Here is a 25,148-nt window from a genome sequence, read left to right as displayed (position 1 = left end):
GTCAGCATCGGAGCAAGCGGCACCCCTCTCCCCGCCCCTCCCCCACAAGGGGGGAGGGAGCCCTTCCGCCGGTGCCTCACTCACTCGGCCATCAATCTCCAGGCTTCGCGCGAGTTACGAAACGCATCATGCGATGTGATGTCATGTGAGCACGCTTTTCAGGCTCCCTCCCCCCTTGTGGGGGAGGGTTGGGGAGAGGGGTAGCCCCGGGCGCCGGCGCTTGAATTTTGCGGGATCTCTGCAAATGAAAACGGCGGGCCTGGGCCCGCCGTTCTTGTTTCGATGGATACCGTCAGAATTAGTTATCCAGGAAGCTCCGCAGCTTCCGCGACCTTGACGGGTGCTTCAGCTTGCGCAGCGCCTTGGCTTCGATCTGGCGGATGCGCTCTCTCGTCACCGAGAACTGCTGGCCGACTTCTTCCAGCGTGTGGTCGGTGTTCATGCCGATGCCGAAGCGCATGCGCAGCACGCGCTCCTCGCGCGGGGTGAGCGAGGCCAGCACGCGCGTCGTGGTCTCGCGCAGGTTCGACTGGATCGCGGCGTCGATCGGCAGGATCGCGTTCTTGTCCTCGATGAAATCGCCGAGATGCGAATCCTCTTCGTCACCCACAGGCGTTTCGAGCGACAGCGGCTCCTTGGCGATCTTCAGGACCTTGCGGACCTTCTCCAAGGGCATGCCGAGCTTCTCGGCGAGCTCTTCCGGGGTCGGCTCGCGGCCGATCTCGTTCAGCATCTGGCGCGAGGTGCGGACGATCTTGTTGATCGTCTCGATCATGTGCACGGGGATACGGATGGTGCGGGCCTGGTCGGCGATCGAGCGGGTGATCGCCTGCCGGATCCACCAGGTGGCGTAGGTCGAGAACTTGTAGCCGCGGCGATACTCGAACTTATCGACCGCCTTCATCAGGCCGATATTGCCTTCCTGGATCAGGTCGAGGAATTGCAGGCCGCGGTTGGTGTACTTCTTGGCGATAGAGATCACGAGACGGAGGTTGGCTTCCACCATCTCCTTCTTGGCCTGACGGGCCTCGCGCTCGCCCTTCTGCACGCCGTGCACGATCTTGCGGAATTCGCCGATCTCGAGCCCGGTGAGCGCCGCCAGCGACTGGATCTCGTGGCGCAGGTCCTTGATGCGGTCCTTCTCGTGATGGACGAAGTTCTTCCAGCCCTTGGCCGACAGCTTCGAGACACGGTTGAGCCAGCGGGGGTCGAGTTCGGACCCCTGATAGTTGCGCAAAAAGTCCTCGCGCGCGACGCCGTGGCTGTCGCCGAGGCGCAGCAGGCGGCCCTCGAACGAGACCAGCTTCTTGTTGATGTCGTAGAGCTGCTCGACCAGTGAATCGATGCGGGCCTGGTTGAGGCGCAGCGACTTCACCTCGACGATGATCTCGTCCTTCAGCTTCTTGTACTTGCGCTCCTGCGAGGGCGACAGCGACTCGCTCTGCAGCTGGTTGGCGATGTCCTGCTCCTGCAGGCGGCGCAGCTTCTTGTACTCGGATGCGATCTTGTCGAAGGTCTCGACCACCTTCGGCTTCAGCTCGGCCTCGATGGCGGCGAGCGACATCTGGTTCTCGAACTCGTCGTCGTCCATGTCGGCTTCGGCCGCGGCCTCGCCGGGATCCTTCTCCTCGCCGCCGGCTTCGCCACCGGCGGGCGCGGCGCGGAACGGGGTCGGCGACGGCGGCGCTGCGGGCGGCGCGACATGGGCCGGCGCGGCCGCATCAGCGCCGTTGCCATTGGCCTCAGTGGCGGCGCCCTCGGCGCCGTTGTTGCCGATCAGGTTCGGATTGATGCCGCCCTTCGACTCCGGACCGGCATAGGTCGCTTCGAGATCGATGATGTCGCGAAGGAAGATCTTGCCTTCGTTGAGCTCGTCGCGCCAGATGATGATGGCCTGGAAGGTCAGCGGGCTTTCGCAGAGGCCCGCGATCATCGCCTCGCGGCCGGCCTCGATGCGCTTTGCAATGGCGATTTCGCCTTCGCGCGACAGCAGCTCGACGGTGCCCATCTCGCGCAGATACATGCGCACGGGATCGTCGGTGCGCTCGCCCGGCTCCGACTTCTTGACCTCGGTGACGGCCTTCTGCGTGACCTCGACGAGCTCGTTATCGGTCTCGTCGTCGCCGTCGTCCTTCTCGTCCTCGCCTTCAGAGTCATCCGCCTCGGTGACGTTGATGCCCATGTCCGAGAGCATCGACATGATGTCTTCGATCTGTTCGGGCGAGGTCGTGTCGGAAGGCAAAACTTCGTTGAGCTGATCGAAGGTCACGAAGCCGCGCTTCTTGGCCTGCTTGATCATCTTCTTCACCGCGGCATCCGACAGGTCGAGCAACGGCGACGGCGCGTCAGCGGAATCCTTCTCAGGAGCATCCGCTGCCTTGTCGTCCTTTTCCTTGTCCTTAACCTGCAGCGTCTTTGCCTTGGTGGCCATTCACTAAGCTCCCGAAACGCGGTCATGCAAAATGGCGCCACGCACGCGCATCCGCACGAAATCTAGATTTACTCTCTCGACGCACAAAGGGCGGCGCAAAATCTCGCCACCCCTGTCATCCGTCTCGACGGTTTCCAATCTGCAATAGCCGGTCGCGTCTTCCGTAAAAGTGGATACCGGTTTTACGATCGGAAGACGCGGCAGACTTATATCTGACGCATTTTCTGACGGCGAACCGGGAACCACTTCGCCTGAAAATGCTACGGTAGCTATTAAGTTTCGCTTAACCCTGTTTTTGCAGCCAAACCATGGATTTGGCGAGTCTTTTTGCGGGTGCGACCAGCGCCGTCCGCAGCATTTTTGTTATCAGACATTACGCTGGAACCGGCCCGATAATTCGCCGAACCCTTCAATCAGGGCTTCGGTCCCGTCGGCTTCTGCCATTCGGGCCTGGATATCCTGCAACCATGCCAGATTGGCCTCGCTGGAGTCTTCAGCCAAGGCCGCTTCCGCATCTTTTCTTTCCCTAAGTAAGGCGTGGGTTTTCTGATGCAAGGCAACGAGTTGACGCCAGGTCGATAAAACGTCCTCGCGCGCGGCGCCGATCTGCGCCCCCCACACCGCCTGGGTTGTGATCGCTCGCTCAACCCTTTGAAGAATCGGCAATAATCCGCCCGCTTCCAGGTCGGCGCGCATCTTCTCGGCCTGCTCCTCGGCGTCCGGGGAATGGTGATGGTCGTGGGCAAAGGCCGCGATGACGGCGGCCCTGAGCTTGTGGGCCTCGGGGTGGGCGAGTTCGAGGGCTGCGACCTCCTCGAGATGGTCGTGCAGCAGCCAGGGGTGGTTGATCAGGGATTGCAGGATCAAGGCCTCGCGGCGCGAGATCGCGCTGCGCTGGCCACGCATGATCGGACTGTTGGCGAGCTGGGGGCTCGCGGCCTGATAGGGCCCCCGTAGAATCCCGGGGGCGCCGCCGCCTTTGGCGCCGAACCGCCCGCCCTGCGCGGGTCCCCGGGGGGTAAACGGGCGGGGTGATTCGCCGCCGCGGCCGCCGCCGAAATTGCCCCTGTTATAGCCGCCGCGGCCGTAACCGCCACGTCCGCCCTCCGGGGCAAAGTTGCGTTGCAGCCGCTCCTGCAAATCCTGCCGGTAATAGCGGCGCACCACCTCGTCGCGGATGCCGTTGGTGAGTTCGCCGATCCGCGCCTCCAGCGCGGCACGGCGTTCGGGCGTATCGAAATTGCCGCCCTCGATCTCGCGCGACCAGATCAGGTCGGCGAGCGGACGCGCCGCCGAGATCACCTCCTCGATCGCGCCGCGGCCGCCGGAGCGGGCGAGATCGTCGGGGTCCTGCCCTTCCGGCAGCAGCGCGATACGCAGGCTCTTTCCCGGCTTGAGCTGCGGCAAGGCGATATCGGCCGCGCGATAGGCGGCCTTCTGCCCGGCGCGGTCGCCGTCGAAGCAGAGGATCGGCTCGTCCACCATCTTCCAGAGCAGGCCGAGCTGGTTCTCGGTCAGCGCGGTGCCGAGCGGCGCGACGGCGCCGGGGAAGCCCGAGGTGACCATCGCGATGACGTCGACATAGCCCTCGACGACGATCAGCTGCGCGCCGTCATGCGCGGCCTGGCGCGCGGTGAACAGGTTGTAGAGATTGTCGCCCTTGTGAAACAGCGTGGTTTCCGGCGAGTTCAGGTATTTTGCCGGAACGTCCTTCTCCAGCGCGCGGCCGCCGAACGCGATGACGCGGCCGCGGCCATCCGTGATCGGGAACATGACGCGGTCGCGGAAGCGATCGAACGGCACCGGCTTGTCCTCGCCGGACACCAGGAGCCCCGCCTCCACCATGTCCTCGGTCGAGATGCCCTGCGCGCCGAGATGCTCCTTCAGGGCGAAGCGATCCGGCGGTGCATAGCCCATCCGGAACTGGAACTGGGTCGCCGGCGAGATGCTGCGGTCGGCGAGATAGCCGCGCGCCTTGGCGCCGTGGCGCGAGGCCAGCGTGTCGGCGAAGAACTTGGTCGCAAGTTCCATCACGTCGTGCAGGGTGCGCCGGCGCTGCTCGTGCCGCGCCGCATCCGGGCTCGCCGCCGGCACGGCCATGCCCGCCATCGACGCCAGCCGCTCCACCGCCTCCGGGAAGCTGACGCCCTCGGTCTGCATCACGAAGTCGAAGATGTTGCCGTGCTGGCCGGAGGAGAAGTCGTGGTAAAACCCCTTCTGGTCGTTGACCGTGAACGAGGGGGTCTTCTCCTGCTGGAACGGCGACAGCCCCTTCCACTCCCGCCCGGCCTTCTTCAGCTTGACGCGCTTGCCCACGACTTCCGAGACCGGAAGCCGGGCGCGCAGCTCTTCGAGGAATTGGGGCGTGAAACGCATCAGTTAGGATTCTGGGCTCGGGCGGCGAATCGCGGACAACCGGTTAGCCATATAGCGGCACGCCAGGGCATGCCGAACAATGTGGGGCTTTTCCGGGCTATTCACAGGCTTGGTCCGTCACGGCTTCGTCGAGCGGGCTACCCCCAAATCCACGGTGGAGAGCCGTTTCAGCAAGCTTGCCCCCTTCCCGCTTCCGGGATTGGATAGGCCATGTTCACGACATTCAGAGGCGGACAGAGCGGCGGCTGGCAGGTCACGTCCATCACGCGGGTGAAGGGCGAGACGCTGCCGAAGGTCGCGGCACTGTCGATCGTGGCGAGCGAATCGATCGCGCTGCCGCTGCTGCCGGCGCAGACCTCCTGGCGGCTCGCCGGCGTCGCCAGCCATTTGCGCTACACCGAGAAGGAAGAGCGCGAGAAGCTGTTGGCCGCGCAGGCCGGGCTCGGCCGCAGCGAGGCAACGCACGCGGCGCTGATCCCGATCAGGAAATCCGCGGCGTGGTGGGAGCTGACGCAGGAGCAGCGCCGCGACATCTTCGAGGACAAATCGCACCACATCGCCGGCACCCTGAAATTCCTCCCCGCAATCGCCCGCCAGCTGTTTCACGCCCGCGACCTCGGCATGCCCTTCGACTTCCTGACCTGGTTCGAATTCGCCCCCGACCATGTCGCCCTGTTCGACGAACTGGTCGCCATGCTGCGCGCGACCGAAGAATGGAGCTTCGTCGAGCGCGAGGTCGACATCCGCGTGGTTAGGGAAATTTGAAGCCGTCAGTGCTCCAGAAATTTTCCTGATGCGATCCGCGACAGCTCGGTGACTGGCCAGTTGTAGAGATAGGTCCACGCCTCGCTCACGCTGCCGTCGGCGCGCGTGACCTCGAGCATCTCGCGGAGATATTCGGTCGGCGGCGGAAAGCCTTCACCGCAGGCCTCGTACATGTCGAATTCACGCAGCATGGCCTCGCGCTCGCGCAGGCGGAACAGCTCACCATGCACGATGTCGGCGGGATCGTCCGACACAACGAGGCCCGGATAATGCTTCACCAGATAGAGGCGGCCACGGCACTGCGCCGGCCCGAGGAATTCGGCATTGCCCGCCAGCAGCTTCGCCATCGGATGGTCGAAGCCGCGCATCAGCGTGCCGTAGACGAAGAGAAGATCGGAGATCATGGACTCACTTGTCATTCCGGGATGGTCCGAAGGACCAGACCACAGATGCGCAATTTGCGCATCGGGGAATCTCGAGATTCCGGGTTCGATGCTGCGCATCGCCCCGGAATGACAGAAAAACCCGAGGCACGCTAGGCCGCCACCTCGTCGGTCACCACGACGAACTTCGTCAGCGTCATGCGGCCAAAGCTCGTAGTGAGCGCGACGTCGGCGGCGTCGCGGCCGGTCGCCATCAGGATGCGGCCGATCCGCGGCACATTGTGGCGGGCATCGAAGGTGTACCACTGGCCCGACAGATAGACTTCGAACCAGCCCGAAAAATCCATCGGCGCGGGATCCGGCGGCACACCGATGTCGCCGAGATAGCCGGTGCAGTAGCGCGCCGGAATGCCCATGCAGCGGCAGAAGGTGAGCGCGAGATGCGCGAAGTCGCGGCAGACGCCGGCGCGGCTCTCATAGACGTCGTGCGCCGACTTCATGTGATGGGCGTGCTGGTAGCCGAACGTCACATGGTGGTGCACGAAATCGGTGATGGCCTGCACCCGCGCCCAGCCCGGCTGGGTGTTGCCGAACAGCGACCAGGCGACGTCGGTCAGCTTGTCGGTTTCGCAATAACGGCTCGGCATCAGATAGAGCAGCATGTCGTCGGGCAGCTGCTCGATCGGAATCTGTTGCGCCGCCGGGTTGACGATGTCGGGCAATCCGGAATCGCGCACCAGCGCGCTGCCATGAAAGGTGACGCCACCGCTGGGGGCAACGAGACGCCCGCATACATTGCCGAAGCCGTCGCGATAGAGGCCGATCGGGACATCAGGCTCGGCGGAAATGCTCTCGGTGCCGACGATGTCGGCGTAGCGCGACGGATGGATCGACAACATGATCACCATCGGGGTCGGCTGCGCCGCCGTGTAGGTGATCTCGAAGCCGACCCTGATCTGCATCGTCAGGCCGTCTCCCGCTCCGCCGCACTCTCGCCGACCGAGACGACCTTGATGTCGACATCCATGCCGAGATAGGCATCCGCGGCGCCGAGATAGACACCATGCAGCGGGATCGCCTGGCGCGGATCGCGCGCCACCGCGACGCGGATCAGGTCGCGCGTGCCGACGATGCCGTTGGTCGGGTCGAACTCGATCCAGCCCGCGCTCGGCAGATAGACCTGCACCCAGGCATGGGTCGAGCCGCCGCCGACATAGCCATGCGCGCTGCCCGGGGGCATCGCGAGATAGCCGGAGACGAAGCGCGCGGCGATGCCGAGCCGGCGCAGCGCCTCGATCATGAACAGCGCATAGTCGCGGCAGGTGCCGGACTTGGTCCGCAGCGTGTCGAGTGGATGCTGCGTGCCCTGCTCGTAGCGCTTGCGATAGCTGAACGCCTCGCGAATGCCATGCGTCATGTCGCTCAGGATCTTGAACGTCAGCGTCGGCGCCTCGACGTCGAGGAAGCGCCGCGCCCAGGCCGACAGTTCGCCGTTCGGGTCGCCATATTGCGGCGTGATGAACTGCTGCAGATCGGGGAATTCCTCATCATCGTAGAGGAACGGATAGAAGTAGGCGGCGTCATCCGGCGTCAGCGCGAACGTATCGGCCGCATTGTGCTCCACCGTCGCGGTCGAGACAAAGGACAGCGTGTCGGCGCGCTCGTCGAAGGTGGCGATCGCCACGCTGTTGCCGAACACGTCGTGGATCCAGCGCAGCGACATCGGCTGCGGATCGATCGCGAGCGCGCTGTCGAGCACGCGCAGATCATGGCCATCGCGGGGACGCAGCATGATGCGGTGTTCGCCGAACGCCACCGGGCGCTTGTAGCGATAAACGGTCTTGTGATGGATAGTCAGGAGCGGCATCTTCAAACAATCATCGTGATTTCGAGCCGCATAATCTATAGATAAAGCTGCTCGATTCCAAACCAGCATGCCGCTTGAATAGGCAAAGTTGAGGAAAAAGGCCCTTGAATTACGGCGGTGGTCCATCATTCCTGCTCGCAAGCACCGACGCTTCACCGGTTCTTGAACATAATGCCGACAGCCGCTCACCGTTCCTGCTCACCTGCGATCACTACGGCAGGCTGATTCCCTCGCCGCTCGGCGATCTCGGCTTGCCCGAAAGCGAGCTCGTCCGGCACATCGCCTGGGACATCGGCATCGCCGGCGTCGCAACGAAGCTCTCCGACCGGCTCGGCGCGCACCTGATCGCGCAGCGCTACTCGCGGCTCGTGATCGACTGCAATCGCCCGCCGCATGTCGCAAGCTCGGTCCCGCTGATCAGCGAGGCCACCACCGTTCCCGGCAATGAGGGTCTCTCGCGCGAAGCCGCCGAGATGCGCCGCGCGCAGATCTTCGATCCCTATCATCGGCGCATCGACGCGATCATCGACGAACGCGCGCGCCAGGGCATACCGACGGTGCTGGTCTCGCTGCACAGCTTCACGCCGGTATATGCCGGCATCGCGCGTCCCTGGCACATCGGTACGCTCTATCACCACGACAAGGCGCTGCCGCCGTTGCTGCTGAAGCATCTGCGCGCCGAGGGCGATCTCGTGGTCGGCGACAACGAGCCTTATGCAGTCAGCGACGAGACCGACTACACGATCCCGGTGCATGCCGAGCAGCGCGGCCTGATGAATTCCGGCATCGAGATCCGCCAGGACCTGATCTCCGACCAGGCCGGTGAGACCGCGTGGGCCGAGCGGCTGGCGCGCATCCTCGGCGAGATCGAGACCGCGCTGCGCGCGGAAGCGCTGGTCTAGGGCGCGTGCCAGCTCGTGTACCCACGACAAATTTGGTGGCGTGACGCGCCGATGCATACCCGCTTCGCTCGTTAACGGCCGAGTCGCGCGGCGCCGCAAGATGTCGCGAAGGGCCGAGCGAACGGCCAAGAGCGGAAGGGGGAAGCCCGCTCGTGGAATAACGCACGCCACCGGTCGACTGAACTTGGCGGCTTCGCGATACCATTTGCCTACCGTGTGGACGGGCCCTATGCTCCTAACTCAATCCAGTGTCGATTGAAATTCGGCAAGACAGCAATGCGAGGTCAGCCCATGGCGAGCGTTGTCAGTCTTTTTGTCTCCCCTGCTATTGGACAGCCGATGCAGACGTGCTCGTCAGTGCGGGCTTTTGCTGGTCGGGGATTGGAAGGGGATCGATACGAACGTGGCGAGGGCTCTTACTCGAAATTGGCGCGCGTGGCAGCGCGCCATGTTTCCCTGATCACCATCGAAGCCATCGAAGCCTCAAATGGAGAATTGGCCCGGCGCGGGCTTACCCCCTTCGAAATGCATGAAACGCGACGGAACATCGTCGTGGAAGGCGTCGACGTTTATGGTTTGCTGGGCAAGGAATTCCGCATCGGCGCCGTGCGCCTACGCGGCTCCGAACCAACCAAGCCATGCCACATTCCATCCGCAGTCGCAGGCAAGATCGGATTTGCGGAAGCTTATCGCGATACGGGCGGCGTGCGGGCCGAAGTCCTCTCGGACGGAACTATTTCGATCGGCGATCTCGTTCAAGCGGATTGATTGCCCCTGGCCAGAGCCGCGCGCTCGCGTCCGCTCAATTCGGTCGGCGCCGCCAGATGAACAGCAGGTAGAGCAGCACCGGCAGGCCAAGCGCCGCCCAGGAGACGGCATCCCACCAGCCGTCGCCGACCAGTGCGCCGATCAATCCCACCGTGCTCAGGATCGCGATGACGAGCGGGGCGACGAAGATCTGGGTCAATGAACGATGTACGACCATGCTGATGTCACGTCGTGAGCGCGGGGTTGTCGATCGAGGCGGCGTTGGCGATGGCGCGCTCCTGACTCACGCCCGCCTTGCGCCGGCGCATCCACAAGTAAACGCCGGTGATGAGGATGAAGATGGTCAGGATGTCGAGCAGCGCCCAGACGATCTTGAGCGGCATGCCGCCATAGTCGCCGAAATGCAGCGGCTGCGAGACGAACAGCGTCGTCACATACCAGGGCATGTCACGGGTGTCGGTCAGCTTGCCGGTTTCCGCATCGATCAGCGCGGGCTTCAGCAGCCGCGAGGTCAGCGGCGTATCGCCGCGCAGGAACACCGCGCAGTGGCTCCTGCTGCTGAAGGTCGTGCCCGGGAACGCGACGAAGCTCGGCGTCATGCCGGGCACCGCATGCCGGGCCACCTCGACGGCGCCGTTCAGCGAGGTCAGTTTCGATGGCACCGGCCGGTCCTTGTACTGCGCGGTCATTTCGGCGAGCTGGCCGAACTGCCACATCTTGAGCACGAGATCGGCCCAGGTGTTGATGACCCCGGTGAAGCCGACCACCAGCGTCCAGGCCACCAGCAGGATGCCGGCGAGATTGTGGACGTCGAGCCAGCGCACGACGCGGGTCCGCTGCGCACGATAGGCACCGAAGCGCAGCTTCCGCATCGACGGCGCATAGACGACGATGCCGGAGATGATCGCGACGCAGAACAGGATCCCCATCAATCCGAGGAACAGTTTGCCGGGTAGCCCTGCGAACATGTCGGTGTGCAGCTTCAGCATGATGTAGGTGAAGCGGCCGGTCACGTCGGGGGAATCCAGATAGGCGCCGGTATGAGTGTCCATCCGGATCAGGAGGTTGTTGGTCGGATCGGCGTCGATGGTCGGGCCGACGCTGACCCACATCGCGCCAGGTTCGTCGCGATCCCAGATCAGGAAATGAGGCACCTTGCCCGGCGCCCGCGCCAGCGCGTTGGCGAGCAGACGATCGAGATTGGCCGGCGGCGTGCCTGCGGGCGCCTCGGCCGGCTTGACCGAACTGTGCAGGAGATCGTCGATCTCGTCGTGGAAGATCAGCGGCAGGCCGGTGATGCAGAGCAGCAGCATGAACAACGTGCAGATCAGGCTGGTCCATTTGTGGACGGCGCCCCATCGCCGCAGGGATTTGGTCGTCGCAGTCAACTTCGCTACCTGATTTCCGGAGTCTCCATTGCTGTCGTCACTAACACGGTGAAGGATGCGCGCCGTCGCGCGACGATTAGAACCCGTCCAGTGTTGGACTTATCGTTGATCGTGTTGCGGACCCGCAACGAGCGCGTCCGGGACCTGCGACGATGCGTCCCGATTTTCGGCGCGGCTGCTTAGGATCGTTCTAAATGGGATCGCAGCGCTCAACCGGCCGACACGGCGTGGACGAGATGCTTGGCACGCCATTTGGGACCAGGCCCGCGCATGTAATGCAGTTCGGGCCGGTAGGGATCGCGCATTCGCGCGATCAAATTCCGCCAGCCGGTGTTGATCGCGTTCAGGCCACTGCGGAGAAGCGTCCATGATGACTTCAGCGACAGCATGGCTCGCGCTCAGTGCGGTTTGCCGAGAACGAATGCGAAGGGCAGGATGACGATCTCCTCGCCGTCCTCGTCGCTGACATGCACGGCCCAGTCGCGCCAGTCCTCCAGACTGACCGTTGCGACCAGCGAGCGCATCATGCGGGTCGCCGCCTCGCAGGCCTCGGCGAGGCTGGTCACCGAGGTGCCGCGGCGATCCATCAGCACGCCGCGCGTATTCGAGCAGTGGAAATAGACCTGTGTCATGTCCTGGGCCATCTGCGTATCCTCGCAAGCTCGGGGCGATCAGGCTCGCCCTTGCATGACGAAGCATTACGCAGCCGGCGCGCGGCGATCCGTGACGTGGCTCACACAGGCGAGACGGCCGCCGCCGGGGCGCGGCGCCGCCCTCACCAAATCGCGATTTGACAGTTCTCCTGAACTTGTCAAAATCGTCAAATGGGACCGAAAACCCGCATTCTCGATGCCACCATGCTGGTGTTCCGCCGGCACGGCTTTCGTCGCTCCTCGATCGAGCAGGTCGCGGAAGCCGCCGGCCTGACGCGGCAGGCGCTCTATCATCACTTCGAGTCCAAGGAAGCGCTGTTCCGCGCCGTGATCGAGCGCGTGCATGAGTCCGCGATCGCGGCCGAGGAGACGGCCGTTACCGAGGCGGAGAGCGCGGGCGGAAATCTCGGCGACATCCTTGCCGCGGGCATGACCGCGCGGATGTCGACCATGATCGCCTCGCTGGACGGCTCGCCGCATCTCGAGGAACTGTATTCCGAGCACCTCGTGCACGCGCGCGACCTCTACCAGACCTACGCCGCACGCTATGCGGAGCGCATGATTGAGACCATCTTGCGAGTCGTGCGCAAGCAGCAGCTTGCGCTGCCGCAGGACCTCTCGCCGGCGGAATTCGCGCGGCTGGTCGAGATGTCGATGTACGCAGCGAAGTCGCAATATCCGGCGATGCAGCCGTCGGACGCGTTCCTGAAGGACATGGCGATCATGGTGCGCACGCTCTGCGCCGGCGCCTTGCCAAAGTCCTCGTCGAAATCACAACAGCCGCCCGTCAAGAAGGCGGCGACCGCAAGAAAGCCGACACGCAGGACAACTGGAGGACAGTCATGACCACGACGACCGTCAACGGCCGCGTCGAATCCCTGCCCGATGATCCCGATGCGCTCTTGATCGACATCGTGCGCGACCAGCTCAAGCTCACCGGCACCAAGCTCGTCTGCGGCGCCGGCGTTTGCGGCGCCTGCACGGTGCTGGTCGACGGCGCGCCGGTCGCAAGCTGCCTGATGCCGGCGCAGGCCGCGGCCGGCAAGGCCGTGACGACGGTGGAAGGCATCGGCGCCGCCAGGCTGCATCCGGTGCAGAAGGCGTTCATGGCGCACGATGCCCTGCAATGCGGCTTCTGCACCCCGGGCTTCATCGTGGAAGCGACCGCGTTCTGCGACCGCTGGCGCGCGACCAGGGGAACGGCGGTACCGTCCCGCGAGGAGATCGGCGCGGCGCTGTCCGGCCATCTCTGCCGCTGCGGCGCCTATGACGGGATCTTCCGCGCGGTGGCCGATGCCTGCGCCGGCCGCTTCGACGGCGACAATGTCGCAGCACCTCGCGTCGAGGCGCGCGACAAGGTGACGGGCGCCGCGAAATACACCGTCGACGTCAACCATGACGGCCAGCTCGAAGGCCTGATCCTGCGCTCGCGCGAGGCGCATGCCCGCATCACCGCGCTCGATCTGGCGCCGGCGCGTGCGCTCGCCGGCGTTGCCGCGGTGTCGCTGATCGGCGACGACCGGATCGTGCGCTATGTCGGCGAACCGATCGCGGCGGTCGCCGCAAAGGACCGCAAGACGGCGCTGGTCGCGCTGACCGCGATCAAGCTGACCTACGAGAAGCTGCCCGCGGTGGTCGGGCTCGATGCCGGACGCAAGGACGGCGCGCCTGTGGTGTTCGACAAAGCGAGCCGTAAGCGCGCCGGCAACGTCTCGGAGGCGGCCGGCGGGCCGGCGCCTTGGAAGCAGAACATCCGCGGGCCGACCGCGGTGTTCTCGACCCGCGCCAAGAAGGCCCGCAACTGGGTTGAGGAGGCGCGCCAGGCCAACAACAAGCTGCTGGTCGAAGCCACCTTCCGCACTGCCACGCAACAGCATGCGTGCCTCGAGCCGCACGCCGCGGTGGCGCGCTTCGACGGCGACCGGCTGACACTGCACGCATCGACCCAGCAAGTGTTTCACCTCAAGGAGCAGATCGCAAAGCGCTACAAGCTCGATCACGACAAGGTCCGCGTGATCGCCGATCACGTCGGCGGCGGCTTCGGATCGAAGGCGAGCCTCGGCACCGAGACCATCGCCGCGATCGAGCTCGCGCGCGAGGCGAAGGCGCCGGTGCGGGTCGCCTACGATCGGCAGGAAGAGCTCTCGGTCGCCGGCTATCGGCCGGCCGCGGAGCTGAAGGTCGCGCTGCTCCCCTCCGAGCAAGGCGCTTTGAAGGCCCTCTCCGTCACCGCGCATGCCGATACGGGCGCTGCGACCAATTCGACCATCGCGGGCCTGGCGCGGCTGATCTATCCAGCCGAGGCGAAGGACCTTTCGGATTTCGACGTCATCAGCAACCTGCCGCCCGGCGCCGCCTTCCGCGGCCCCGGCGGTCCGCCGATGGCATTCGCGGTCGAGCAGGCGATCGACGAGGCGGCGCTGCGGCTCAAGGTCGATCCGATCGCGTTGCGCAAGAAGTGGGATCCCGATCCCAACCGTCAGCGGCTGTACGACTGGGCCTCCGGGCTCGAAATCTGGCGCAATCGCAAGCCGCAGCAGAACGGCCGCTATCGCCGCGGCATCGGCGTGGCGACCGGTTACTGGCTCTATCTCTGGCAGCCCAACGTGAAGGTCGAGGTCGCGGTCAAGAGCGGCCGCGTCGTCGCCAGCACCGCGACGCAGGACATCGGCACCGGCACCCGCAGCGTGCTCGCCGATACGATCGCGCGCGAGTTCGATCTCGAGCCTGCCGACATCGACGTGCGGATCGGCGATTCGTCGCTGCCCGAGGGACCCGGCTCCGGCGGCAGCCGCGTCACCGCCTCGGTGATGCCGCCGACGCTGCAGGCGGTGCGGAAACTGAAGGCCGCGATCCTCGAACAGGCAACAAGAAAGCCCGCGCCCGGCTCGAACGCGCCCTGGCGCGAGCTGATCGCGCGCTCGCCCGACATCGCTGTCGCGGAGACGCGCGGCGAGGACGGCAAGAACACCGCGCCCGGCATCCGCTCGCCACTACGCGAGGTCGGCCTGATGGGCATGGTGTTCGGCTGGATGATGCGCCGCTTCTCGAACATCGCGGTCGGCGCCGGCGTACCGAGCTCGGTGCAGGTGATCGAGGTTGAAGTCGACACCTGGCTCGGCCATGTCCGCGTGCTCAACGTGCATACCGGCATCGCGGTCGGCAAGATCGCAGCGCCCGCGCTGGCGCACAGCCAGGCCTGCGGCGCGGTGATCCAGGGCCTCGGCTACGCGCTCTACGAGGCGCGCGAGCTCGACCCGACCAGCGGCGACGTGCTGACCGCGGGAATGGAGGATTACCGCATCCCCGGGATCGCCGACACGCCCGAGATCGATGTCCATTTCGACGAAGCCGGATTCGATCATGTGCTCGGCAACAGCGTCGGCATCGGCGAGGCGTCGACGGTGCCGACCTCGGCCGCGGTCGCGAACGCGATCCACGACGCGATCGGCGTCCGCCTCACCGAGATTCCGATCCGGCCCGACCGCATCGTCGCCGCGCTGAAAGGGAGGGATGCCGCATGAGCGTCGCAACCGCAGAAGTATTAACCGCGCCTGAATTCCGTGCCGCCGGCACCGACCTGTCGGAGCGCCGCCGCAGCGGCCTGTCGTGCGGATCGATCATCGATCTCACCGCCAGCCCCGATACGATCGGGATTACATGGGGCGCGGACGGCGCTGCGCGCATCGGCGCGCTGACCGCGATCGCCGCGATCGCATCCGACGCGCGGCTCGCCCAGGCCTATCCCGGCATCACTGCTGCCGCGCAGGGTCTTGCCACGCCGCAGATCCGGCACATGGCGACGCTCGGCGGCAACCTCGCGCAGCGCTCGCGCTGCTGGTATTTCCGCAATCCGCAGATCGGCTGCCTCAAGAAGGGCGGCTCCGACTGTCCGGCGCGATCCGGCAATCATCTCTATCACGTCGCGTTCGATCTCGGCCCCTGCGTGGCGCCGCATCCCTCGACCATGGCGATGGCGCTGCTGGCCTATGATGCGAAGATCGTCACGGACCGGCGCAGCGGACTGTCGGTCACCGATCTGCTCGGCGACGGCAGCAACGGCACCGCCGACAATCTGCTCGCACCGGGCGAACGGATCGAGCGGATCGAGCTCCCTGCTCCGCTGGCCGGCGAGCGCGCGCTGTACAAGCGCGCGATCAGCCGGACGCATGCGGAATGGCCGCTGGTCGAGATCTGCGTGCGGGCCGTGATGGAAGGCGGCGTGTTTCGCGAGGTCCACATCACCGCCGGCGGTATCGCCCCGGTCCCGCTGCGTCTTGCGGCAAGCGCTGCCGCGCTGGAGGGAAAGCCCGCCAAGGCACCGACCATCGCGCAAGCCGCCGAGCTGGCAACATCGGGGGCCAGGCCGCTGCCGATGACCGGATACAAGCTCGACCTGCTGACGGGCCTGGTGCGTGACGTCGTCGAACGGATCGCCGCGTAACGTGCAGGCGACCGTTCCGGCGCACAGGCTCAGCGGGCCCGGGTCAGCGCCAGCCAGATGCCGCCGCCGATCATGAAGCCGCCTGAGATGCGCGACATCAGCCGCGTGCGCTCCTTGGAGAAAAATTTGCGGGCGCGGCCGGCCGCCAGCGCGTAGGCGGCGTCGGTCAGCACCGCGGTCGCCATGAAGGTGACGCCGAGCAGCGCCACCTGCGGCAGATGCGGCTTGTCCATGTCCATGAACTGCGGAATGAAGGCGCCGAAGAACACCAGCACCTTCGGGTTCGAGAGCAGCACCAGAAAGCCCTGCAGGAAGAACCCGCCGCGCGGCGGCGGCGGCTTGTCGTCGGTGCCGACACCTTCGACCGGCGAGCGGATCAGCTTGATGCCGAGCCAGACCAGGTAGGCGGCACCGGCGAAGCGCACCCAGTTGAACCAGTAGCCCATCGTCGCCATCAGCGAGGTCAGTCCGACCGCGACGATGCCGATCACGATGGCGAGGCCGACCTGCGCGCCCAGCACGTTGGTGAGCGCGGCGCGCGTGCCGTAGCGCAGCCCGTTGGCGATCACCATCGTGACGATCGGACCAGGCAGCAGCGCCAGCGCAATGCAGGCGGCGACGAAGGCGAAATAGGCTTGCAGGGACATCGGGGGCTCACTGACATTGAAACTGAATTATGCACATAGGACGGGCGAAGAGGAAGCGGCTCCTGCTCATCTCTGTCATACCCCGCGAAAGCGGGGTATCCAGTACGCCGCGGCCTGTCAGCTGAACATCAGCGCCTCTGGAATACTGGGTCACCCGCTTTCGCGGGTGACGACACCGTTTTCGTATGCGAGAGACGGGCAGATCAACGGCCTTCCATGGCTGTCGCCACCCACGTCCTGATCTCTCGCGTCTCCAGAAATTTCAACGTCGCTTGCCGCACGCGTGCCGCATCTCCACCACCCTGCGCCGCCACGGCCATGAGATCGCAACGATGCGACACTGCGATGCCGATCGCAGTGCGCTTTCCTTTGAACGTCTCGACGTCATACGCCCTGATCCGCCCCGGCATATCCGCCACGCGCACTCCCTCTCCCGCCTTCGGCGCCACAAAGCGCGCGCTGATCATGTCGACGTCGGAAACGCGATCGACCTCGTCGTCATCGGCGACGCCGCTGTCGCAATTGCAGAAGCCGAGCTTTGGCCTGAGATAGACCTCGACCTCAGCGCCGCACTCCGCGGCGCCGCAGCGGAAGGCGCGGCCGGCGGGCCAGCCGTCGCGCGGGAACGGCCAGGCGATCTCGCGCCACTGCGCGGCCAATGGCGGCGCCATCTCGTATCCGGCCACGGCGGACAGGCCGCCGAGCGCCAGGAACATCGCCGCGATGATCGGCCACGAGCGCATCATCGCTCGCTCACGGCAGACCGGCGATGGCGCGCGCTGCGCCGGTCAGTTCGAGGATATGCAAGCCGGTGTTGGCGCGGTCGACCGCATAGATGTAGCCGCGCTCATCGGTCTCGACGTTGTTGGTCTGGATCGCAACCTTGCAGCGGTCCGTGCCGTCGATGGTGACGCAGCGCTTGTCGGTCGCCGCGGTGATGGAGGGAATGAAATAGCCGACTTCCCTCGGGTGATAGGGATCACGGATGTCGAGCGCGCGGACGCCGGCGTTGAAGAAGGCGATGAAGGCCAGCTTCTTGTAATAGACCGGCGCCATGCTCTCGTTCGACGAATGCGAGCCGAACCGGCCACCGCGCGCGCAGAACGCGCCGGAGGCCTCGGGCACGGTGTAGCTCGAAATCATCATCGGCCGCGCTTCGGTGGTGACGTCGGCGAACCACACCATCTGCCGCGCCTCGCCGCATTCGTTCTGGATCGCCTCGTCGACGATCATCACGATGTCACGGGTCTTGCCGTCCTTGTCATGGACGAACTCCGCGATCGGCATGTCCGGCATCGGAAACACCGTGTGCGCGCCGTTCATCGCCGACAGCGGCATCCGCGCGATCTCCGGAAATTTCAGATTGTCCGGCGTCGGCTCTTTCGGCCCGTTGAGGAGCCTGTCGCGATCGACGATTTGCAGGAAGCCGCCTTTGTCGGTGCCGTAGCCGAAATAGACGCGGTTGCCCTGCGACCCGGTCGAGATCGGCCCATGCAGTTCGGTCGGCACCGCACCGGTCGCGCCCGGCTCCTGCCCGGGCAGGCCGAAATCCCTGATCTTCTTCGGCTGCGCGGGATCGGAGAGATCATAGATTTGCGTCATGCGCCGCGTACGCCAGTCCGGAGCGCCCGACACCAGGTAGGCGATGCCGGTCTCGCATTCCCAAAAATTCTTGTGCGTGTCCTTCAGCCCACCGATCCGGGTGACGAGCACGGGATTGGCGGGATCGGCAACGTTCCAGATCTCATGCGCCTCGCTGCCGAAGGTGCGCAGCATGTAGACCGCGTCGCGATCGCCCTTCGGCAGATCCTTGCCGTCGCAGATCCGCACCATCTGCGCGCCGCCGGATTCGTATTTGCCTTCCTGCCCGGGAATGTGCCGCAGATATTTCGGATGCACGGGATCGGTGACGTCGACGATCGAAGTGCCGTTCGGCTCGGCCTTGCCGGTCATCGGATTGACCGGATCGGGAATGTCGTCGGTGCCGCCGTGATGGCCGATATAGGCGATCCATTTGTCGCCCTGGTGATGGATGGTCGGCTGATAGGCACTGCGCGCCTGCAAATCGCTGGTTCCGACCAGCCGCATGTTGGAGGCTTCGGGCGGGTCGCCGATCATCGGCTGCTGCGCGCTCGCAGCATTCGCGAGCAGGACAAGAAGAAGCGTGCAGCAAACCGCCGTAACGCGACCATCCATGCGCACCACCCCGAGTTCCACACCAATCTGCGTTGGCTGCGCGGAACGCTAGCACGGCGATACCGGCGCCCAAACACACGCTCTTGACATGCAACCATTTGGTTGCCTATTATCCAACCCATGGATGAAGTCTTCAAAGCGCTGGCGGATGCCTCACGGCGGACGCTGCTTGACCGGCTTCACGATCAGAACGGGCAGACGCTCGGCGAGCTCTGCGAAGGCCTCGACATGACGCGTCAGGCCGTCACCAAGCACCTTGTGATTCTCGAGGAGGCCAACCTCGTCACCACGATCAAGCATGGCCGCGAGAAGCTGCACTACCTCAACCCGGTTCCGATCCATCAGATCGGCGAGCGGTGGATCAGGAAGTTCGAGCGCGGGAAACTCGCCGCGCTCAGCGAATTGAAGAAACAATTGGAGAAGCGTGATGAGTAAGCCGGACTACGTCTACGTCACCTATATCGAGACCACGGCCGACAAGCTGTGGCATGCGCTGACATCGAGCGAGTTCACCGAACGGTTCTGGTTCGGCTATCGCATCAGTTCGGACTGGAAGGTCGGCTCGCCTTACCATCTCACCAAGGATGGCCGCCGCGCGGTGCAGGGCGAGGTGCTGATCGCCGATCCACCCAAGAGGCTCGCTTACAGCTGGGACGTCGTGAAGGAAGGCGTCGAGCGCGAGGGGATCTCACGCGTGACCTTCGACATCGAACCCCACGGCGGAGTGGTCAAGCTGACCATGACGCACGACAATCTCGGTCCGAAGACGCTGCGCGACATCTCCGGCGGCTGGCCGATGGTGATTGCAAGCCTGAAGAGCTTCCTGGAGACCGGACGCGAATTGCCGGCCGACCTGCTCACCAGCGGCGCCAGGGAGGCCTACCATGCGTAAGCCCGAATTCGTCTACGTCACCTACATCGAGACCACGCCGGACAAGCTTTGGGATGCGCTGACATCGAGCGCATTCACGCGGCAGTACTGGTTCGACACCGAGCTGAAATCGGACTGGAAGGTCGGCTCGCCGCTCGCGCTGGTGATGAGCGGCAAGACCACCGACACCGGCGAGATCCTCGAGGCCGACCGGCCGCGACGCCTCGCCTACACGTTCAAGCACGAGGCCGACCCTGAAATGCGCAAGGAACCGGCAACGAAAGTCGTATTCACGATCGAGCCGTTCGGCCAGATCGTGAAGCTGACCGTGACCCATGAGGGCTTCGGCGTCGGCAGCAAGCTGCTCGACGGCATCTCCAAGGGCTGGCCGGCGATCCTGTCCGGGCTCAAGAGCCTGCTCGAGACCGGCAAGGCGTTCACGATCCCGCCTGTCGCGCTCGGGATCGACGGCTTCGAATGACAATGAAAATCTATCGACGGACGCGGACAGACATGAACATCGAGAAATTCAAACCGGCGATCGTCTACGCGATCTACATCGCCTCGACACCCGAGAAGGTATGGCAGGCACTGACGAATGCCGAACTCAGCAGGCAGTATTTCTCCGGCAACGCGGTCGAGGTCGATCTTCGGACCGGCGGCGCCTACATCGTGCGCACGCCCGACGGCGCGCTGCACATCTCCGGCGAGGTGATCGAGTGCGATCCCTTGAGGCGGCTGACCGTCACCTTCAACGTCAACTGGCCGCAGCTGGTCGAAAAACTCGGGCCGACGCTCGTCACCTGGGAGATCGAGCCGGCCGGCGACGGGGTGAAGCTGACCTTGCTGCAATCGCATGACCGCCCGATCAGCGACGACATCCTGTCCGGTGGCCGCACCGGCTGGCCGGCGATCCTCTCCAGCCTGAAGAGCCTCATGGAAACCGGCAAGGCCATGGTGATCCCGATGCAGCCGCCAGCGCGCATGCTGGCCGCGCTGAAGGAATTGGGGATTCCGATGCCGTGAACATACTCCACCGTCGTCCCGGCGAAGGCCGGGACGACAGTGGAGGTTAGCCCAGCGCCCTCAACTCGCGCCGCAGTACCTTACCCGTCGCCGTCATCGGCAGGCTGTCGGCGAACTGCACGAAGCGTGGATATTCGTGGGCGGCGAGCTGCACCTTGACGAACTCCTGGATCTCGCGCGCCAAAGCGTCGCTCGGCGCATGGCCCGGCCGCAGCACGATCCAGGCCTTGATCGATTCGGTGCGGATCGGATCGGGAATGCCGACCACCGCCGACATCGCCACCGCCGGATGCTTCATCAGCGTGTGCTCGATCTCGGACGGCCCGACGCGATAGCCGGCGGTGGTGATGACATCGTCCTCGCGGCTGACGTACCAGAAATAGCCGTCCTCATCCTGGACGCCGAGATCGCCGGTCAGGAGGAATTCGCCGGCATATTTTTTCGCGGTCGCCTCCGGATTGCGCCAGTACTCGAGCATGGTGCAAGAACACGGCTGGCGCACGCCGATGATGCCGCGTTGGCCGCGCGGCATCTCCTCGCCCTTGTCGTTGACGATTCGGACGTCGAAGCCCGGCGTGGCGCGGCCCATCGAGCCCGGACGGATCGGAAACAGATTGGAGTTGCTGCCGATCACGAGATTGCATTCGGTCTGGCCGAACACCTCATGAGCGTCGATGCCGAAGGTCTCGCGCACCCAGCCGAGCAATTCGCCGCCGAGCGACTCGCCGCCGGTGAAGATGCTGCGCAGCCTGACGCCGGCATTCTTTACATCGGCCTGCCGCATCAGCTTCAGCGCGGTCGGCGGCAGGAATACGTTGCGGATGCCAAGCTCGGCCATCATCTGCATCGCCGCCTGCGGCTCGAACTTGCGGGCGCGGTGGCCGACCATCGGAATGCCGTGATACCAGAACGCGAACAGGCCGTTGATCAGCCCGCCGATCCAGGCCCAGTCGGCCGGCGTCCACATCAGGTCGCCTGGCCTCGGCAGGAAGTTGTGGCACATCTCGACATTGGGCAGATGGCCGAGCACGACGCGATGCGCATGCAGCGCGCCCTTCGGATTGCCTGTCGTGCCCGAAGTGTAGATGATCAGTGCGGGATCGTCGGCCGAGGTATCGACGGTGGTGAATTCCGGAGACGCCGCCTTGATCGCGCTCCAGAACGGTTTGGTGCCCGCCGGCGTCTTGTCGCCGACGATGTAAACGCTCTTCAGCTCGGGCAGGCGATCGCGGATCTTTGCGATCTTCTCCCAGCCGGCCTCATCGGTGATGACGGCCTTCGCCGCCGAGTTCGACAGGCGGAATTCGAGCGCGTCCTCGCCGAACAGCGCGAACAGCGGGATCGAGATCAGCGCCGCACGGAATGCCGCGAGATGCGCGACCGGCAATTCGAGCGATTGCGGCAGGAACACCGCGACGCGGTCGCCGCGCACCAGGCCGTCAGAGGTCAAGACATTGGCGAAGCGGCGCGAGGCGTCGGCGACCTCGTCGAACGAGGTGCGCGTGGTGCCGCCATCCTCGTCGACATAGATCAGCGCAAGCCGGCCGGTGCCGTCGGCATGGCGGTCGCAGCACGCGGTCACCATGTTGAAGTGCGCCGGAATGTCCCAGCGGAAGTTGCGGTAGAGCTCGTCGTAGGTCTCGGCTTCCTGAAGCATGGCTACAGAGTAGACCATCGCCGTCGGACCACAAACCCCTCCTTGCAGGAAAGCGGTCAGGCTGCCGCCCGCTGCATCGCGACCTCGGCCTTGAGGCTGTCGATGTCGCGATAGATCGATGCGACCGCCAGCACGCGCCCGCCGCGCTTGTAGCGGAGCAGGCAATCCCGGCCGGCGATGCTGCCGTCCACCGCGATCTCATCCCACTGCTCGGCATGGCCGACATAGTTGATCGGCACGTCGTAATGCTGGCTCCAGAAGAACGGCACCGCATCGAACACTTCGCGCTGCCCAAGCATATTCCGTGCGGCGGTCTGACCCTGGCGCTCGGCCACCACCCAGTGCTCGACCCGGATATTCTCGCCGCTGTGCGGATCGGGCCAGCGCGCGATATCGCCAGCCGCGTAGACGCCGGGAGCGCTGGCCTCGAGGTAGGCGTCGACTTTCACGCCGCGATCGATGGCGAGCCCGGCGGCCTCCGCCAGCGCCAGCCGCGGCTTCACGCCGACACCGAGCACGACGAGATCGGCATCGAGTACGGGCCCGCTCTTGAGGTGCGCCCGCTTGCCCTCGATTGCGGTCACGGTGTCGCCGAGATGGAAGACGACGCCATGCTCCTCGTGCAGCGCGCGGACGAAATCGCCCATCTCAGGCCCGAGCACGCGCTCCAGCGGCCGCTGTTCCAGCCCGACCACGTGGACCTCGATCTCCCTCGCGCGCAGCGAGGCCGCAACCTCGAGCCCGATGAAGCTCGCACCGATCACGACCGCGCGGCGCGCGCCATCGGCCGAGGCGATAATCGCCCGGCAATCGTCGAGCGTGCGCAACACGTGAACGTGGGGCTGGCCCTCGCCCGGGATCGGCAGCCGCATCGGCTCGGCGCCTGTCGCCAGCAGCAGCCGGTCATAGGGCACGGCGTCACCGCCGGAGAGCACAACATTACGGCGCCCGGTGTCGATCGACTTGACCTCGGTCCGGAGCCTGAGATCGATCGCCGCGTCGGTGTAGAAGCTATCTGGCTTCAGCGGCAGCCAGTCTTCCGGTGCGCTGCCGGCGAGGAAATCCTTCGACAGGTTCGGCCGATCCACCGGCGGTGTGGCCTCCCCGCTCAGCATGACGATGCTGCCGCGATAGTCCTGCCGCCGCAGCATGTCCGCGGCAGCAAACCCCGCCGCGCCTCCGCCGACAATCACGATCCTGCCGGGCGCATCGACCGGGCCCTTGATCCGGGGTTTCGGCTGCTCGCGCTTCTCGCGCACGATGATGCGATCGCCGTTGCGCTCGACCTTCCAGACGGCGAGCGCGCCAAAGGCGGGCGCAGCGATGGCTTCACCGGTGCGAATATCAAAGCAGGCGTGGTGCCAGGGGCAATGGACGGTCTCGCCCTCGACCAGGCCGTCGGCGAGCGGGCCATGGTAGTGGCTGCAATGCGCGTCGATGGCGAAGATATCCGCGCCCGAGCGTACCAGCAGCACGTCCTCGTCGCCGACATGGCCGAGCAACATCGTGCCCGGGAAGTCCGAGAGTGCCACGCCTTGTGTCAGATCCGGACCGGAAGGAGCTTGCTGATCGGCCATGGCCTGTCTCCAGTTTATCCAGGACTTCCACCTCGAGGGCGACATTTTCACGAGGCTCTGCCGTTTTCGGCAAGCCGATGTCAGCTTCCCTGCATGTAGCGAACCGGGTTCTCCTGATCCGCCTTGAAGATATCGGCGGCCTCGGCGAACAGCGCCGCAACCGCGGGCGCTTTCAGGTTAACAAACGCCTCGAAGCTGAAATTGTTGCTGCCCGCCCGCAATTCGCCGAGCGTGCCGGCATAGCAGGACACCAGCGGCTTGCCGTTACGGGTCACCGCGACATAGATGCTGATGTAGTTCTTCTGCAGCGCCAGCCCGATCACGGGCCAGACCGCCGTCTTGCCGGACTTGATCGCGTAGCGAAACTGACCGTAGCCGATCAAGTTCATGCGCATGCCGGCCTCGCCGGCCGGCGTGCCAGCATGAAAGTGCCGCTTGAGCGAAGGCGCGGCCTTTCGCATCACCGCATGGACTTGTTCGAGATCCGCGGTTCGGCCGGGATCGAACGCGAGGTAGGCCTCCAGACTGTCCGCCGCGACACGAAACACCGGAAGCCTCCGCTGTTATCCTAACCCTAACAGGCGGGTCATGCGTAGCCCGGATGATGCGAAGCGTGATCCGGGACGCCTCGCCGAACGGATAGACTTGCCCGGATTTCGTGGAGCCTGTCACCGGGCGCGCGTTCGCGCGACCCGTTGGCTGCATCCGGGCTACGAAATCAAGACGACAGCGCCGCCTTCACCAGGCCGCTGGCCTTGCCGAAATCCATCTGGCCGGCGTATTTCGCCTTCAGCGCGCCGATCACCTTGCCCATGTCCTTGATCCCGGCAGCGCCCGTCTCGGCGATGATGGCTGAGATCGCGGCCTTCACGTCGTCGTCGGACATCTGCTTCGGCAGGTAGGCGGAGATCACGGCGATCTCCTCGCGCTCCTGGGCGGCGAGCTCGGCGCGGCCGCCCTTGTCGTAGAGCTCGACCGATTCCTGGCGCTGCTTGATCATCTTCTGCAGCAGGCCGAGCAGATCGGCATCGGAGAGTGGCGGCTTGCCCTGCCCGCGCGCGTCGATGTCGGCGTTCTTGATGGTCGAATTGACCATGCGCAGCGTGGAGAGCTTGCGCTCGTCCTTCGCCTTCATGGCCTCCTTGACCGCAGTGTTGATGTCGTCGCGCAGCATCCTGATGTCCTTAAAACTGTAAT

At 65.1% G+C, this 25,148-nt stretch carries 26 protein-coding genes; 10 read left to right on the top strand and 16 right to left on the bottom strand.

The features are described 5' to 3' along the window. Positions 1-298 precede the first annotated feature (298 nt). Entirely contained in the window at positions 299-2,431 is a 2,133-nt protein-coding gene (gene rpoD / locus XH92_RS07735) for an RNA polymerase sigma factor RpoD (RefSeq protein WP_194458702.1), read from the bottom strand. A 366-nt stretch (positions 2,432-2,797) separates the two neighbouring features. Next, positions 2,798-4,807 carry a DNA primase gene (dnaG, locus tag XH92_RS07730; protein ID WP_194458701.1) on the bottom strand — a complete coding sequence of 670 codons (2,010 nt, stop codon included), beginning with the start codon at positions 4,805-4,807 and terminating at the stop codon, positions 2,798-2,800. Between the two features lie 210 nt (positions 4,808-5,017). Here dnaG and XH92_RS07725 point away from each other — a divergent pair, with 210 nt between their 5' ends. Beyond that, positions 5,018-5,572 carry a chlorite dismutase family protein gene (locus tag XH92_RS07725; protein ID WP_194458700.1) on the top strand — a complete coding sequence of 185 codons (555 nt, stop codon included), beginning with the start codon at positions 5,018-5,020 and terminating at the stop codon, positions 5,570-5,572. A 5-nt stretch (positions 5,573-5,577) separates the two neighbouring features. Here the strand turns inward: XH92_RS07725 and XH92_RS07720 are convergent, their stop codons facing one another. The 3 genes from XH92_RS07720 to XH92_RS07710 all read right to left on the bottom strand — a co-directional run bounded on the left by XH92_RS07720 (position 5,578) and on the right by XH92_RS07710 (position 7,822). Beyond that, positions 5,578-5,976 (bottom strand): gamma-glutamylcyclotransferase, encoded by a 399-nt coding sequence (locus tag XH92_RS07720; protein WP_194461161.1) that lies wholly within the window; start codon positions 5,974-5,976, stop codon positions 5,578-5,580. 131 nt (positions 5,977-6,107) lie between these two features. Further along, positions 6,108-6,917 (bottom strand): transglutaminase family protein, encoded by an 810-nt coding sequence (locus XH92_RS07715; protein ID WP_194458699.1) that lies wholly within the window; start codon positions 6,915-6,917, stop codon positions 6,108-6,110. 2 nt (positions 6,918-6,919) lie between these two features. Beyond that, on the bottom strand, positions 6,920-7,822 hold the full coding sequence (locus XH92_RS07710; RefSeq protein ID WP_194458698.1) for a transglutaminase family protein: 903 nt from the start codon (positions 7,820-7,822) through the stop codon (positions 6,920-6,922). Positions 7,823-7,926: 104 nt separating this feature from the next. On the opposite strand from XH92_RS07710, the gene XH92_RS07705 reads away from it, so the two are divergent. Next, positions 7,927-8,724: an N-formylglutamate amidohydrolase gene (locus XH92_RS07705; protein ID WP_194458697.1), complete on the top strand. Its 798-nt coding sequence runs from the start codon at positions 7,927-7,929 to the stop codon at positions 8,722-8,724. 291 nt (positions 8,725-9,015) lie between these two features. Continuing rightward, complete coding sequence (locus XH92_RS07700; protein WP_194458696.1) at positions 9,016-9,492, top strand: MOSC domain-containing protein; 477 nt, start codon at positions 9,016-9,018, stop codon at positions 9,490-9,492. A gap of 34 nt (positions 9,493-9,526) precedes the next feature. Here XH92_RS07700 and XH92_RS07695 read toward each other — a convergent pair whose 3' ends face one another. From XH92_RS07695 to XH92_RS07680, 4 genes are all read right to left on the bottom strand, one after another. Further along, positions 9,527-9,709 (bottom strand): hypothetical protein, encoded by a 183-nt coding sequence (locus tag XH92_RS07695; RefSeq protein WP_194458695.1) that lies wholly within the window; start codon positions 9,707-9,709, stop codon positions 9,527-9,529. Positions 9,710-9,716: 7 nt separating this feature from the next. Beyond that, complete coding sequence (locus XH92_RS07690; protein ID WP_246788531.1) at positions 9,717-10,805, bottom strand: PepSY domain-containing protein; 1,089 nt, start codon at positions 10,803-10,805, stop codon at positions 9,717-9,719. A gap of 284 nt (positions 10,806-11,089) precedes the next feature. Beyond that, positions 11,090-11,269 (bottom strand): hypothetical protein, encoded by a 180-nt coding sequence (locus tag XH92_RS07685; protein WP_194458693.1) that lies wholly within the window; start codon positions 11,267-11,269, stop codon positions 11,090-11,092. A gap of 9 nt (positions 11,270-11,278) precedes the next feature. Continuing rightward, positions 11,279-11,512, bottom strand: coding sequence for a hypothetical protein (locus XH92_RS07680; RefSeq protein WP_097671814.1), 234 nt, complete (start codon positions 11,510-11,512; stop codon positions 11,279-11,281). Positions 11,513-11,704: 192 nt separating this feature from the next. On the opposite strand from XH92_RS07680, the gene XH92_RS07675 reads away from it, so the two are divergent. From XH92_RS07675 to XH92_RS07665, 3 genes are read left to right on the top strand one after another with little or no spacing between them, the layout of a single operon-like run. Beyond that, positions 11,705-12,379 (top strand): TetR/AcrR family transcriptional regulator, encoded by a 675-nt coding sequence (locus XH92_RS07675; protein WP_194458692.1) that lies wholly within the window; start codon positions 11,705-11,707, stop codon positions 12,377-12,379. Further along, complete coding sequence (locus tag XH92_RS07670) at positions 12,376-15,057, top strand: molybdopterin-dependent oxidoreductase (RefSeq protein ID WP_194458691.1); 2,682 nt, start codon at positions 12,376-12,378, stop codon at positions 15,055-15,057. The genes XH92_RS07675 and XH92_RS07670 overlap by 4 nt, the downstream gene beginning before the upstream one ends. Further along, positions 15,054-15,977 carry a xanthine dehydrogenase family protein subunit M gene (locus XH92_RS07665; protein WP_194458690.1) on the top strand — a complete coding sequence of 308 codons (924 nt, stop codon included), beginning with the start codon at positions 15,054-15,056 and terminating at the stop codon, positions 15,975-15,977. The genes XH92_RS07670 and XH92_RS07665 overlap by 4 nt, the downstream gene beginning before the upstream one ends. 29 nt (positions 15,978-16,006) lie before the next feature. Here XH92_RS07665 and XH92_RS07660 read toward each other — a convergent pair whose 3' ends face one another. From XH92_RS07660 to XH92_RS07650, 3 genes are all read right to left on the bottom strand, one after another. Continuing rightward, entirely contained in the window at positions 16,007-16,624 is a 618-nt protein-coding gene (locus tag XH92_RS07660) for a LysE family translocator (RefSeq protein WP_050426284.1), read from the bottom strand. Positions 16,625-16,827: 203 nt separating this feature from the next. Next, positions 16,828-17,370: a hypothetical protein gene (locus XH92_RS07655; RefSeq protein WP_194458689.1), complete on the bottom strand. Its 543-nt coding sequence runs from the start codon at positions 17,368-17,370 to the stop codon at positions 16,828-16,830. A gap of 7 nt (positions 17,371-17,377) precedes the next feature. Continuing rightward, entirely contained in the window at positions 17,378-18,820 is a 1,443-nt protein-coding gene (locus XH92_RS07650) for an LVIVD repeat-containing protein (RefSeq protein ID WP_194458688.1), read from the bottom strand. Positions 18,821-18,940: 120 nt separating this feature from the next. On the opposite strand from XH92_RS07650, the gene XH92_RS07645 reads away from it, so the two are divergent. Genes XH92_RS07645 through XH92_RS07630 form a run of 4 tightly spaced genes read left to right on the top strand, consistent with a single transcriptional unit; the run spans position 18,941 to position 20,717 of the window. Beyond that, the gene (locus tag XH92_RS07645; protein WP_194458687.1) at positions 18,941-19,255 is read left to right on the top strand and encodes a helix-turn-helix transcriptional regulator; all 315 of its coding nucleotides are present in this window, start codon (positions 18,941-18,943) and stop codon (positions 19,253-19,255) included. Continuing rightward, positions 19,248-19,712, top strand: a complete 465-nt coding sequence (locus XH92_RS07640; RefSeq protein ID WP_194458686.1) for an SRPBCC family protein — start codon at positions 19,248-19,250, stop codon at positions 19,710-19,712. The genes XH92_RS07645 and XH92_RS07640 overlap by 8 nt, the downstream gene beginning before the upstream one ends. After that, positions 19,705-20,172 carry an SRPBCC family protein gene (locus tag XH92_RS07635; RefSeq protein ID WP_194458685.1) on the top strand — a complete coding sequence of 156 codons (468 nt, stop codon included), beginning with the start codon at positions 19,705-19,707 and terminating at the stop codon, positions 20,170-20,172. Before XH92_RS07640 ends, XH92_RS07635 begins: the two co-directional genes overlap by 8 nt. Before the next feature lie 32 nt (positions 20,173-20,204). Then, complete coding sequence (locus tag XH92_RS07630) at positions 20,205-20,717, top strand: SRPBCC family protein (protein WP_194458684.1); 513 nt, start codon at positions 20,205-20,207, stop codon at positions 20,715-20,717. 46 nt (positions 20,718-20,763) lie between these two features. On the opposite strand, the gene XH92_RS07625 is transcribed toward XH92_RS07630, so the two are convergent. The 4 genes from XH92_RS07625 to XH92_RS07610 form a co-directional block, all read right to left on the bottom strand. Next, positions 20,764-22,374 (bottom strand): acyl-CoA synthetase, encoded by a 1,611-nt coding sequence (locus XH92_RS07625; protein ID WP_194461160.1) that lies wholly within the window; start codon positions 22,372-22,374, stop codon positions 20,764-20,766. Positions 22,375-22,430: 56 nt separating this feature from the next. After that, positions 22,431-23,951, bottom strand: a complete 1,521-nt coding sequence (locus XH92_RS07620) for an FAD-dependent oxidoreductase (protein ID WP_194458683.1) — start codon at positions 23,949-23,951, stop codon at positions 22,431-22,433. An 80-nt stretch (positions 23,952-24,031) separates the two neighbouring features. After that, positions 24,032-24,499, bottom strand: coding sequence for a hypothetical protein (locus XH92_RS07615; RefSeq protein WP_194458682.1), 468 nt, complete (start codon positions 24,497-24,499; stop codon positions 24,032-24,034). 170 nt (positions 24,500-24,669) lie between these two features. Next, positions 24,670-25,125, bottom strand: coding sequence for a GatB/YqeY domain-containing protein (locus XH92_RS07610; RefSeq protein ID WP_194458681.1), 456 nt, complete (start codon positions 25,123-25,125; stop codon positions 24,670-24,672). Between the last annotated feature and the right edge of the window lie 23 nt (positions 25,126-25,148).

Origin of the sequence: Bradyrhizobium sp. CCBAU 53421 (assembly GCF_015291625.1) — a bacterium.
In the GTDB taxonomy this organism is placed as follows: Bacteria; Pseudomonadota; Alphaproteobacteria; order Rhizobiales; family Xanthobacteraceae; genus Bradyrhizobium.
Note: the sequence above shows the minus strand (reverse complement) of the source record. Positions and strands in the feature narration are given on the sequence as shown.